11 protein-coding genes are annotated in these 13,180 nt (G+C 48.1%); 8 read left to right on the top strand and 3 right to left on the bottom strand.

The genetic code is table 11. The features are described from left to right. Positions 1-46: 46 nt before the first annotated feature. The gene (locus IPL71_RS05720; RefSeq protein ID WP_345319697.1) at positions 47-1,735 is read left to right on the top strand and encodes a spermidine synthase; all 1,689 of its coding nucleotides are present in this window, start codon (positions 47-49) and stop codon (positions 1,733-1,735) included. Positions 1,736-1,803: 68 nt separating this feature from the next. On the opposite strand, the gene IPL71_RS05715 is transcribed toward IPL71_RS05720, so the two are convergent. Both IPL71_RS05715 and IPL71_RS05710 read right to left on the bottom strand, forming a co-directional pair. After that, entirely contained in the window at positions 1,804-2,523 is a 720-nt protein-coding gene (locus IPL71_RS05715) for a hypothetical protein (RefSeq protein WP_345319695.1), read from the bottom strand. Positions 2,524-2,586: 63 nt separating this feature from the next. After that, entirely contained in the window at positions 2,587-3,327 is a 741-nt protein-coding gene (locus tag IPL71_RS05710; protein ID WP_345319693.1) for a hypothetical protein, read from the bottom strand. Positions 3,328-3,438: 111 nt separating this feature from the next. Between IPL71_RS05710 and IPL71_RS05705 the strand changes: the two genes are divergently transcribed. Together IPL71_RS05705 and acs are read left to right on the top strand one after the other, a co-directional pair. Then, a complete protein-coding gene (locus IPL71_RS05705) occupies positions 3,439-4,725 on the top strand; it encodes an NAD(P)/FAD-dependent oxidoreductase (protein ID WP_345319691.1) in 1,287 nt (428 codons plus the stop codon). A 269-nt stretch (positions 4,726-4,994) separates the two neighbouring features. Then, positions 4,995-6,902, top strand: coding sequence for an acetate--CoA ligase (gene acs / locus IPL71_RS05700; RefSeq protein ID WP_345319689.1), 1,908 nt, complete (start codon positions 4,995-4,997; stop codon positions 6,900-6,902). Positions 6,903-7,053: 151 nt separating this feature from the next. On the opposite strand, the gene ftcD is transcribed toward acs, so the two are convergent. After that, a complete protein-coding gene (ftcD, locus tag IPL71_RS05695; RefSeq protein WP_345319687.1) occupies positions 7,054-8,589 on the bottom strand; it encodes a glutamate formimidoyltransferase in 1,536 nt (511 codons plus the stop codon). Between the two features lie 635 nt (positions 8,590-9,224). On the opposite strand from ftcD, the gene IPL71_RS05690 reads away from it, so the two are divergent. From IPL71_RS05690 to IPL71_RS05670, 5 genes are all read left to right on the top strand, one after another. Beyond that, positions 9,225-10,022 carry a hypothetical protein gene (locus tag IPL71_RS05690; RefSeq protein WP_345319685.1) on the top strand — a complete coding sequence of 266 codons (798 nt, stop codon included), beginning with the start codon at positions 9,225-9,227 and terminating at the stop codon, positions 10,020-10,022. 200 nt (positions 10,023-10,222) lie between these two features. Continuing rightward, the gene (locus IPL71_RS05685; RefSeq protein WP_345319683.1) at positions 10,223-10,552 is read left to right on the top strand and encodes a DHCW motif cupin fold protein; all 330 of its coding nucleotides are present in this window, start codon (positions 10,223-10,225) and stop codon (positions 10,550-10,552) included. Between the two features lie 38 nt (positions 10,553-10,590). Further along, positions 10,591-11,241: an HAD family hydrolase gene (locus IPL71_RS05680; protein ID WP_345319681.1), complete on the top strand. Its 651-nt coding sequence runs from the start codon at positions 10,591-10,593 to the stop codon at positions 11,239-11,241. A 170-nt stretch (positions 11,242-11,411) separates the two neighbouring features. After that, the gene (locus IPL71_RS05675) at positions 11,412-12,473 is read left to right on the top strand and encodes an acyltransferase family protein (RefSeq protein ID WP_345319679.1); all 1,062 of its coding nucleotides are present in this window, start codon (positions 11,412-11,414) and stop codon (positions 12,471-12,473) included. Between the two features lie 117 nt (positions 12,474-12,590). Beyond that, positions 12,591-13,148 carry an MOSC domain-containing protein gene (locus IPL71_RS05670; RefSeq protein ID WP_345319677.1) on the top strand — a complete coding sequence of 186 codons (558 nt, stop codon included), beginning with the start codon at positions 12,591-12,593 and terminating at the stop codon, positions 13,146-13,148. Positions 13,149-13,180 lie beyond the last annotated feature (32 nt).

Genomic DNA, 13,180 nt, shown 5'->3' with positions numbered 1-13,180 from the left:
CCCTTCCTTGTTATAATCCGCACCTATCTTATTTAACGGGAAAACAATGAAAAAATATTTACTCTTCACAGTTTTTGTCTCCGGCATGACCACCCTTGCCTCCGAACTCGCCGCCGGGCGTTTGATCGGCAATGTCTTCGGCACCAGCAATCTGGTCTGGGCCAGCATTATCGGCTTGATCCTGATCTATCTCACACTGGGATACTTCCTCGGCGGCAAATGGGCCGACGCAAATCCAACGGCGGGCGCCATGTATCGCATCCTGGCTTGGGGTGCATTCACAATTGGGCTCGTACCCTATATCGCCGGACCAGTTCTCAGGTCCGCTGCGACCGCTTTTGAAGCGTTGAGCGTTGGCATTATGGCAGGATCATTCATCGCCGTGTTAATTCTGTTCAGCGTCCCCATCACATTGTTGGGCGCCATCTCACCCTTCGCCATCCGCCTCTCTGTCGATGACACTTCAAAGGCCGGGCAAATTTCCGGACAGATCTATGCCATCTCAACCCTCGGTTCATTTATTGGAACTTTTCTGCCCACGCTCGTTACCATTCCGACGATCGGCACAAAATTAACTTTCTTTGCCTTCGGTTTCTTTTTATTGATCGTGGCCTTGATTGGACTTGCAAGATTCGCAAGTCAACGCGAGATGATCCAATTGATCTGGATGCCGATCGTGCTGGTGATCGTGGCCGTGCTTTCTGCGGGACAGTCGCTCAAGAATAGCGCGGGGCAGGTGTACGAAACCGAGTCTGCATATAACTATATTCAAGTGCAGGAACAAAGCGGCTTCACACTTTTAAAGTTGAATGACGGGCAGGGCATTCATTCCATTTATCATCCCGACACCCTGAATTACGGCGGCCCTTGGGAGCAGTTTTTGGTCGGCCCGTATTTTTACGCCAACCGCAAAACTGCGGATGTAAAACGCATGGCGATTGTCGGGCTTGCGGCTGGCACGGCTGCGCGTCAGGCCACTGCGGTTTATGGTGATATTCCAATTGACGGATTTGAACTTGATGAAAAGATCGTTGAAGTCGGTAAAAAATATTTTGGATTGAACCTGCCGAACTTAACCGTCCACATTGGCGACGGTCGGCTTAATCTTGATCGAAGCGAATATAAATATGACATCATCGCTGTGGATGCCTACCGCCCGCCCTACATTCCGCCGCACATGACCACACAGGAATTCTTCGAAGTTATCGCTTCGCACTTAACTGACGATGGGGTGCTGACCATCAACGTTGGCTCAGTCCCCGGCGACCGCCGCCTGATAGACGGACTCGCCACCACGATGGGCACGATCTTCCCCTCCATTCATATTATGGACATCCCCGGCACACTCAACACAATGATCTTCGCCACCAAACAACCGACAGTCCGCGAGAATTTTTCAGCGAATCTGATCGCGCTCAACGCAGACCCAAAAACAAATCCATTGTTAATCGCGGCCATGTCATCTACTTATGTGAATCTCAAAGACGGCTACACCACAACTACAGTATTCACTGATGACCTCGCCCCCATCGAGTGGATCGTAAATGACATGGTTGTCAGCTTTGTCTTGCAAGGCGGCCTGGAATTTTACAGTAATCACTATCTACACCCTGAGCGGAGCCACATCCGGCGGAACCGCACTTTGCGAAGTCGAATGCATCCTGAGCGGAGCCGCGCGCACTTGCGGCAAAGTCGAATGCATCCTGAGCGGAGCCGCATGAACTTTGCGGCGTAGTCGAAGGACACACACACTTACAGCACAGCCGAATGCATCCTGAGCGCAGTCGAAGGGCACTCAACCGGTCAAACTAAAGCAACCTGGGTTTTATCTTGCGGGTTGAATTTGACAGTGACTTTTTTGCCAACCGTATATTTATGCAAACCTGCATTCATAAAAGTATTTTGAACTTCTGCTTGAAATGGCTCACCTGTTTTAGGAGTTACTTCTAATTTCAGACGCAAGACTGATTTCATTTCCTTATGGTAGGAATGTACCAATTCCAAATCTTCTACTTCGAGGATCGTGGCAATCGCTTCTTCACCTGTTTTGCGAATCACTATATTTTGTTTTTCCAGTTTCGCAAAGGCCGGGTAACCCAGATAGTATTTATGGTCTTTATCATGGTGTTCAAACAACATTTCAGTAACGTCCTCAGGGTTGTATGTGACCCAGATTTTTTTACCAACTTCTTCGGGTCTATCACCCCAGGAGACAAAATGTCTGCCAACTGGCAGCCAATCTTTAAAAGTTGTGACAAATTTTGAACGCCCCTCAGGCTGAACTTCAACCTCAAGTGTCATTTGCATGAGGCGATTCCCACTACCCGAATTTACAATTCCGTTTTTTGCAGAAACAATTGTTGCAGGTGCTGTAATTCCGCGTTTGCGAAGGTCCTTGAGTTTCAGTTGTATTCCTTGTCGATGATTCTTGTTTGAATAAAAAATCCATCCGCCTATAGCAAGTATCAATCCAATAACAAGAGGGGTATTAAAGCATCCAGAAAAAGATAACAACGATTCCATTTTATTCTCCTTATTAAGGTTTTTTACTCTTTTCTATAGAATCTTAACCTAGGGTAAATGTTATTATTCAGCAGAACGGTCAAGCGCGACCTGGGTTCTATCTTGAGGGTCAATTTTCACATACACTTTTTTACCAACCACATATTTATGAAGAGAAGCATTTGCAAACAATGCTTGTGTTTCAACTGGAAAAGTTTGACCATCCTTTACAGTCACTTCTAACTTCATACGCATAATTGTTTGTTTTAAGTGGTCTCGCTCTATTACATTGGTTATTTCCAAATCTTCTGTTTCTAAAATAACAGCCAGGCCTTCTTCACCTGTTTTGCGAATCGCATCATATCTTTTTTGCAGTTTATCAAAACCAGCCCGCCCAAGCAGGTGTTTGCGGTCTTCATCATAATATTCAAACATCATCTGGCTTGTATCGTTCAGGTCATACGTCACCCAAATTTTACGTCCCGCATCATCCGCGCGATATCGATAGCCTCTGCCTGGCACCCAATCTTGAAAAGTTGTTTGAAAAGCAGCGCGCCCTTCAGGCTGAACTTCAAGCTGAAAAGTAATCGATGTTTCCTGGCTTCCACTATCTGGACCGCTGCTAAAACCATTCTTCGCAGAAAGTACGACAGCCGGGGCGGTAACGCCTTTTTTACGAAGGGCGCTTAATTGTTCAAAACGCTTCCGGGCGCGTTTATTTTTATCAGCTTTATTTAATCGAAAAATCCATATGGCAAGTAAAACAATCCCCACACCCACAACAGGTAACGCAAAACAACCGGCAAGAGATAACAATAAATCCATTCTATTCTCCTCAATAAAAATATAAAATTTTTCAGGGATTTTATCTTGTTTTAGAATATTGTGGCACAATTGAAGTTAATGAGGTAAGTTCAAAGAAAGGCACAATACACTATGGCTACAAATCAACAAATCTACTGGCACACCACTATAAAAATGCCCGATGATTCAAATCTGACACCCATCCCTGAAAAAGTGGATGTGGCAATCATTGGCGGCGGCTATACAGGATTAAGCGCAGCGCGGACTCTGGCAAAGCGCGGCGTGAATGTAGCTGTTTTGGAAGCAGAGACAATTGGCTGGGGAGCGAGTTCCCGTAACGGCGGCATGACGTTAACCGGCCTCAAAGTGCCAATGCAGACCATCATCAAAAATTATGGGCGGGAAATAGCAAAAGAGTTATTCCAATGCTCCATTGATTCCGTAAATACTGTTGAAGAAATCATAAAAGAAGAAAACATAAACTGCGGATTTGCGCGCACAGGTCACTTACTGGCAGCCAACAAGCCCAAACATTTTGATGCACTGAAAGATGAAGTTGAATTCATGGCGAAGGAATTCAATCACAAGGTACATCTTGTTGCGCCGGGCGAACTAAAAAACGAAATCGGCACAGATGTTTATCATGGCGCTTTGGTGGATGATGTCAGCGGCGGATTGAACCCGGCTCAATATGTAACCGGCCTCGCAAACGCAGCTGAAAAGGCGGGAGCGAATCTCTGCGCGCGAGCGCGGGTCAACAGGCTGCGGCGGGGAGAGAACCGTTTTGTGCTTGAGACAGAGAGAGGCTCATTAAGTGCAGAATCCATTTTGGTGGCAACATCCGGTTATACAGGAAATGTCACACAGAAACTGCAAAAGAAGATCATTCCGATCGGGTCGTTCATTATTGCAACGGAAAGATTGTCAGACGAACTCGCACATGAACTCAGCCCGAAAAACAGAATGATCTTTGATTTCAAGCATTATCTAAATTATTTCAGACTGTGGGATAACCGCATGATCTTCGGCGGACGCGCAGCATTTTTTCCTGAAAATAAAAATACGATCGCGCAAAGCGGAGAGATATTAAGGCGCGAGATGATTCAGGTCTACCCACAATTAAAGGATGTAAAAGTGGATTACGTTTGGGGCGGCACTCTTGATTTTGCATTCGATCAAATGACACATGTCGGCGAGTTGGATGGTGTGCATTATTCACTGGGATACGCCGGCCATGGTGTGGCAATGGGCACCTATTTAGGGAAGACCGTTGCTGAAGCCATGCTGAGCGGAAACATCAAGGAACATCCATTTGCAAAATTTGATTTCCCCAATGCGCCGTTGGGATTGTATGATGGCCGTCCGTGGTTTCTGCCATTTGCGGGCATGTGGCACAAGATTTTGGATTGGGTGGAGTAAACCATTAAACACAAAGTTTTTTTCCTTAGAGACTGTTTCTTAAGTACACGGATTACACTGACGCTTCGCGCACGGAAAAGAACGGATTTTTTTAGGATTTATCCGTGATTGCCCGTGCAATCCGTCAAATCCGTGTACAAAAAAGAACTTAAGAAACGCTCTCTTAGTACCTTAGTACCTTAGTGCCTTTGTGTTTAAAGGGTGTGGCTAATTATGATAAAGCCGATTAAAATAGCCGCTACTATTCTCACCAAATTCAGGAGGCACTTATGGCAAAAACCAGCAAGCCGAAGGAAATGGAAGGCGAAGTTTATTACCCCTCAGAGGAAGTCATCTCTCAAGCACGTTTGAAAGACTGGGACGCGCTTGCTGAAAAGGCAGGCAAGGACTTGCAAGGTTTCTGGGCTGATGAAGCCTCTGAACTGGAATGGTTCACAAAGTGGGACAAAGTTTTAGACGACTCTAACAAGCCATTTTATAAGTGGTTCGTTGGCGCGAAGACCAATATCGTACACAATGCAATTGACAGACATCTCAAGACACATCGCAAAAACCAACTTGCCTTGATCTGGGAATCTGAAGACGGCAAGATCGAGCGCACATTCTCGTATTACGCCATGAACCGTGAAGTCTCGCGCATGGCGAACATCATAAAATCGATGGGCATCCAAAAAGGCGAGCGTGTCACCATTTATATGGGACGCGTGCCTGAGATCGTCTTTGCCATGCTGGCTTGTGCCAAGATCGGCGCGATCCACTCAGTGGTGTTCGGCGGCTTCTCCGTCGACTCGTTGCAAGGCCGCATTGACGACAGCCAATCCAAGCTGGTGATTACCTGCGATGGTTCATATCAAAACGGCAAGGTCGTTGAGCTAAAAAATATTGTAGATGATGCGGTCAAGCGCTGCCCGTCAGTGGAAAATATGATCGTCGTCAAGCGAACAGGCCAACCCGTCAATATGGAAGCGGGACGCGATCACTGGTATCACGATATGTGCTCACTTCCAGTCGCCAACGGCAAATGCGCCACAGAAGTCCTCGATGCGGAAGATCCGCTTTTCATTCTTTACACATCCGGTTCAACCGGCAAACCAAAAGCTATTCTGCACACGCACGGCGGATATATGGTCGGCACGTATTCCACACTTAAGTATGTCTTCGATGTGAAAGATGAAGACCGCTGGTGGTGTACCGCTGACCCCGGCTGGATCACCGGCCATTCATACATTGTCTACGGCCCGATGATCGCCGGCGCGACTTCGATGCTCTTTGAAGGCGGACCAACCTTCCCCTATCCGAATCGCTGGTGGCAGGTAGTCGAACGCTATGGGATTACGATCTTCTACACAGCGCCGACTGCCATTCGTGGACTCATGCGCTTTGGGGAAGCGTGGCCCAACAAACACGATCTTTCTTCCCTGCGCCTGCTCGGCTCTGTCGGTGAGCCGATCAACCCTGAAGCATGGAAGTGGTACTACCGCGTGATCGGGAAGGAAAAGTGTCCCATCATGGATACCTGGTGGCAGACCGAGACCGGCGCATTCATGATCGCGCCGACTCCTGTGGTGCCGCTCAAGCCCGGCTCGGGCACTCGCCCATTCTTCGGTCAGGAAGCTGAAATCGTTGATGAGCAAGGGAATCCTGTTCCAGATGATACCGAAGGTTATTTGACCTTGAAGAATCCGTGGCCGGCCATGCTGCGCACGATCTACGGCGATGATGAACGCTATGTAAGTCAATACTGGTCAAGATTCCCTGGAAGATATACAGCGGGTGATTCTGCCAAACGTGACCCGGATGGCTATTACTGGATCATTGGCCGCGTGGATGATGTGATCAAGGTTTCCGGTCACCGCCTCGGCACCGCGGAAGTTGAGTCTGCGTTGGTGAGTCACCCGGCTGTTGCGGAAGCCGCCGCGATCGGGCTGGCGCACGAAGTAAAAGGACAGGCGATTTATACCTATGTAATTCTGCGCTCAGGATTTTCTCCCTCTCCTGAATTGGCCGAGGAATTACGTCAGCATGTTTCCAAACACATGGGACCCATCGCCCGCCCCGAAGATGTCAAGTTCCTTGATAAACTTCCCAAGACCCGCTCAGGCAAGATCATGCGCCGTGTGTTGAAAGCCAGAGCGCAGGGATTGCCCGAAGGTGATATTAGTACGTTGGAAGAGTAGTGACTTGAGTGACGAGTAATAAGTGAGAAGTAAAAAGGAAGAGCCGGGTGATTGCGTCACTCGGCTCTTCCTTTTTATGGAGTCAGGCGGCTTGCCGCCGTTTTTTTATGTTAAAAAAAAGTGAAACAGCAAGCTGTTCCACTCCATAAGGCTAAATTCCACCGCGAGATTTCATTACTGCGCGGATTTCTTTTTCGAGTTCGTCGGCTCGTTCTTCAAGTTCGGCGAGTTCCCTTAGCATCTTATCGCCAAGGGACTTATCTTCGAGGGAGTTAATATTAATCCGCACGTTGTAGCCGGCGGCGGTTAGGGCGGCGCGGGCCATGGCGAAACCAGACATCGAGTCGCTGATGGCGTTGAGATTGGCGTCTTTGGCACATTTCAGAGCGAGTTCCATGACCTTGACCGAATCACCGGCCACGTGCAATGGGACATGTGCCGCGTTCAACGTGGCTTGCGCAATGGCGGCGGAACGCAAGAGTTTCTGCTCGTCGGTTTCTTTTGGCATCTTGAATGTGACCATCAAGACTTCAAACGATGATGCGTCATCGTCCACGGCTTGTGTTAATTCCTTGCGTAAACTTTCAGCCATGACGCGAATGGCCTGCATTTCGGCTTCCACTTCGGCGTATTTCTTTTTGCCAATCGTCAGCCCTGCAACCATCGCAACGAGACCTGCGCCCATCGCGCCGGCGTAGGCTCCGGCAGAACCGCCGCCGGGGGTTGGCGTGGGAGCGGCTAAATGTTCAATGAAAGAGAACCCGTTATCAGCGGAGTCTGATGCGGCTGCGGCGGGCGTAGAGAAAAGTCTGGATTCAAGAATCTGCTCTTTGTCAAATTGATCCAGTTGGGTGTACCAGACCGCAGCATCCACCAAAGCTTCCTGTGGAATCAGCCCAACAAGTTCGCTGTGATGAATTCCCACGCCGTAACGTTGAGCTTCACGCCGGATAAATTCAACTACGCGGGCAATGGGCGTTTCGCGGAAGTTGGTGAGGTTCATCGAAACTTGTGCGCGGCCATCCACCAGCAGGCCGAGTCCCTTCACGTAACGCAGCCCGCCCGATGACTGGCGCACGGCCTTGGCGATCTTCTTGGCAATATCAACATCTTCGGTGGTGAGATAAACATTGAAGGCGATCAGCGGATTGCGCGCACCGATGACGGTTGCGCCAGCCGCACCAAGTTTTGCGGGACCAAAATCAGGTTTGCGGTTTGGGTCTTTTTCAACTTCGACTTTCAATCCTTCATACTGGCCCTTGCGGATATTTTCAAGATTGGCACGTTCGGGACGAGTGGCCGCCGCTTCATACAAGTAGACGGGGATGCTGAGCTCGCCTCCGATGCGCATTCCCAACCTTTGGGCAATCGCAACACATTCTTCCATGCTGACATCACTCAGCGGCACAAAAGGTACAACATCCGTTGCGCCAATGCGCGGATGTGCGCCGGTGTGCTGGTTGAGGTCGATCAATTCGGACGCGGTCTTGATGGCACGGAAGGCGGCTTCTTCCACTCCGGCGGGCGTGCCTGCAAAGGTAAGCACGGTGCGGTTGTGATCGAGATCGGAGGAGCGGTCGAGCATTTTTACTTCGCTGACCGATTCAATGGCAGCGACGATCTGATCTATCACTTCAGGTCGTCGCGCTTCGGAGAAGTTGGGGATGCATTCGATGAGTTGGGTCATTTGATTTCCGATTTTTGGATTTTTGATACTTCGACAGGCTCAGTACAAGTTTTGGATTTACAATTGACGATTTTTGGTTGGTATTGTCAAAGTATAATCCAATTCATTGGTTGGGCAATTTTCAAAAACATCATTTCTAACAGGGAAAATACATAATGAAAAATCTTGCAAACAAATTACATATTACGCCGCCGGTTGTATTTATTTTTATATTTATTCTTATTCAAAACTTCTGGCTTACCTTATATGCTGTTTTTAGCAGAGAGACTCCGTCTGCTTTCACTTTCATGGATGGGATCATATTTATATGGTTAATAACCTGGTGGGTAAAAGAAGATAATAAAAAATACGACCTAATTGATTGGACTTTATCGGAAATAAAATCGGGACGCTGACCACTTCGCGCGCAGAAAACGCAGATTTTTCTTTTTTACGCAGCCCCCCCGGTATTACTGATAAGGTCTAATGGATAAGGAATATTCACCGCCCCCCAAGTTTTAACCTTTAAATTCGCAAAATTCGTTCATTCGATAAATTCGCGTTAAAGGTTTTCTGACCTTAAACCAATATGGGACTTTTGTCTTCCCTGCCGCGTTGCACATCAACTTATAATCGCGCCACAGGAGACAGTCAAAATGAAACTCTACAAGTTCTGGGCTACTCACAAACAAAAAATTTCGATCCACGGAGAAACAGTGGAAGTCCGCTGTTATGGCGGATCCAATCTCTCACCCGAAGATGCCGCGCAAAACGCCGCTCAAAAGATGGGACTGATCGAGCGCAAAATCAATGGCGAGCACGGAGTCTTTGAAGATTACGAAGTGGAGATCCGCGAAGAAATATTGGAAGAGATACACAGTAACGCGGTCATCACCAGAAATCGCTACGGGGCCAGAGTTTTGAATGTATCCAATTTATTAATTCTCGATATAGATAAGCCCAAAACCAGCTTTATCGGCCTGTTCAGCAAAAAGGACCCGCAGCAGGATAAAGCCAAAATATTTGAAATGGTCAGAAAGCTTGCTTCCAGCTCCAAATACAGCGGACTGGGCTTTAGAGTGTACGAAACCTTTCAAGGCGCAAGAGTGATCGTCAGCGGCAGGGACTTTGACCCGCGTGACTCTGACACAACAAAACTAATGAACGAATTCAACTGCGATTCTCTTTACACAACCCTCTGCGTAAAACAGGATTGTTTCAGAGCCAGATTAACACCCAAGCCCTCACGCATCAAGATGCGCAAACAAAAAGTAAACTTCCCGCGCGAGACCGACCCGCAAGTGGAGCAATGGATCGAAGCCTACGAAAAAGAAAGTCACAACTTTAGCGTCTGTAAATTCATTGAGCAGATCGGAGCAAACGCCACAGGCAGCGACCTGATCCGCTTGCATGATGAATTAACAAAGGCACATACCAATCTACGCCTTGCTTGATAATGCTGGCTGCATATCAAGCATTCCGTATCAACTTGCTCGCGAACACTTTGCACCGAGCGCCAGTCGCGCTGTTGCGCTAATTTACACGGATTTTTTAAAAATTCGCGCTCATCTGTGAAATCTGCGGCAAAAAAGAAGAGGGCAGGTCGTCTGGCTATACATGGCAAAGAGAAAATAGAAACCCAGAGGAAACCATCATGGAAATGAAAAACATCCCATTTGGAATAACAGACTGGTCAGAGATCACTCCCACCGAACACAAAGGCGAAACCGGAACCGCACTCTGGCACACGCAGCAATTTGACACGATCCGCGTGCGCATGGTGGAATACAGCGCCGGATACCTGGCCGATCACTGGTGTTCAAAAGGTCACATTCTGTTTTGCATTGCAGGCGAGTTACATACCGAGCTGGCCGATGGTAGAACCTTCATCCTCACACCGGGCACAAGCTATCAAGTGGCCGATCAGGCCGAAGCCCATCGTTCCTACACAAGCACCGGAGCAAAGCTTTTTATCGTTGACTAAAAATAGGAGCAGGGAATTCATGTATAATCCCCGCTCCTATGAACACAAACCCATCCTATGATCTTGTCATTTTTGATTGCGACGGCGTTCTCGTCAACAGTGAACCGCTTGCCAATCAAGTCTATGTAGAAATGCTCGCAGAACACGGCTTCCAGGTCAACGCAGAAGAATATCTTCAGAAGTACTCCGGCGCTGCCATCCACAAAAGACTCGAAACCACTTCACAACAACTAAACTGGGTCCCGCCCGCAGATTTTTATCCGGTCTTTAATTCGCGGCTGGCCGTGCTCACCGAAAAAGAGCTCAAACCCTTCCCCGATATTCACGCGCTGATCGAAAGCCTGTCCGTTCCGGTTTGCATCGCATCCAATGGCAGCCGCAGCGAAGTCATCCTGCGCCTGAAAATTGCCAGACTCACCCAATACTTCGGCGAAGCCATCTTCAGCGGGCTGGAATTACCGCATCCCAAACCCGCCCCCGATGTCTTCCTCGCCGCCGCCCAATCCTTCAACATCCCACCCGCCCGCTGCATCGTGATCGAAGACAGCATCCTCGGCGTCACCGCAGGCGTCCGCGCCGGAATGCGAGTCTACGGTCACGCCGCATTTACACCCGTAGACTCCCTGCGGGAAGCGGGCGCGATTCCCTTCGCAAACATGGCGGAATTAAAAACCCTCATCGCGCAATAGACATAAGAACCGCATCCTTCTTAACCTCCAGCCTGACAGCCCAATTCTTTGAAATTCCCCACCCTGTGACTGTCAGGCTTAAAAAGCATCCAAAAATCTCTATGCTATAATTTTCAAATTCAACGACAGGCCGCGCAGTTCACCCGCCGTATGGATCAGGTCAGCTATTGATGAAAGATACCCCGATCACCAAACACGATTATATTGACGCACTAAGAGGGTTTGCGATTCTGGCTGTCGTCTTTTATCACTCCCTGCAATGGGTCGTGCCAACATCAGGACTACTTAATGTCATTGCAGAACAGGGTGCGCGAGGTGTGCAATTCTTTTACGTCGCCAGCGCATTGACCTTGTTCCTGTCACTCGGCACCCGCAAAAAAATTGAAACTCGTCCGGTTCTTAATTTTTTCATCCGCCGCTTTTTTAGAATTGCCCCGCTCTTCTACCTCGCGATCATCCTCTACACCTGGTACGACGGAAACGCCCCGCGCTATTTTGCGCCGAACGGTATTCAATGGTGGTACATTCCTCTCACGGCTTTCTTCTTAAACGGCTGGCTGCCCGAAACGATCAACTCCGTAGTCCCCGGCGGATGGTCTATCGCGGTTGAAATGATCTTTTATTTAACCGTCCCCTATCTTTTCTCAAAGCTGAAAGATGTATCCTCCACCTTGAAATTTATCTTCATTTCACTGGTTGCTTCAAAAGTATTTTCTATCCTCGCAGTCAATTTCTTTAATCCCTTTCTTCAAACAGACCAACAATATCTGGTGACAAGCTTTTCAAATTTCCCCCCCTGGTTCTTTTCACAACTACCTGTCTTACTTTGGCATGGGCATTCTGCTTTATCAAGTTGTCACTCAATATCCCGAACAAAACTCGAAACTGGCATGGCCCTCCCTCTCCTGCTCTCCTTTTTTCTTTTTTTCTCTTTTCTAAAAGCTGAAACTTATCAAACTTTCTACCCCATTACTTCCTGTACGGAACTGTATTTTCCTTTTTTCCTTGTCCCTGCATTTTTCCCCGCTAAAATATTTGTCAACAAAATAACCACATTGATCGGCAAGTTAAGTTTCAGTATCTATCTGGTCCATTTTATTGTCCTGAAAGTCGTAGGGGCATATATTCGGCAAACCGCTACACCCTGCAGGAAATTCCGGTTTCCTGGCCGCCTTTTTGATTATTACGATCCTGTCCATTGCCGTTTCATTTATCACCTATCAAGTTATTGAACTCCCCGGGATCAATCTCGGAAAAAAGGGTTAAAATTTTCCAGAAAAACACCAGCAACAGGTATAAAGTAACAGAAGTTTGGCAATCGTCCCAGTAACCCTAAACCGGAGCAGACAATGAACGAGATCAAATATCTGGAAATGCATGAACTCGAAGAAGGACTTGAAACCATACGCCAATCGCCAAAGGATCATGGGATATTAAATCTCATCGTCCGCAGACCGGATATTGAGCAGCGCGAAGTTCTAAACGAAGCGCAGCTCGATCTGCACGAAGGACTGATCGGCGACAACTGGAAACTCCGTCCCAGCTCCCGCACCGAAGATGGAAGTCCGCACCCGGAGATGCAGCTCAACATTATGAATTCACGTGTGATCGCATTGCTGGCACAGGATGAAGAACGCTGGCAGCTGGCAGGCGATCAGTTATTTATCGACCTTGACCTGAGTGAAGAGAACCTGCCTGCGGGCACACAATTGTCCATTGGCGAAGCGGTAATTGAGATCACCGCCCAACCTCACACCGGCTGTAAAAAATTTGCAGCCCGCTTCGGAAGAGACGCGATCCTTTTCGTCAACTCACAGCAGGGAAAGGAACTTCACCTGCGCGGCATCAACGCCAAAGTAGTAAAAGCAGGAAGCATTCACAAAGGTGATATTGTCATAAAAATATAACTGCTCGCGCGCACTACCCGATGCGCATCAAT

Source organism: Candidatus Villigracilis proximus, from assembly GCF_016717045.1.
Classification (GTDB): domain Bacteria; phylum Chloroflexota; class Anaerolineae; order Anaerolineales; family Villigracilaceae; genus Villigracilis; species Villigracilis proximus.
Note: the sequence above shows the minus strand (reverse complement) of the source record. Positions and strands in the feature narration are given on the sequence as shown.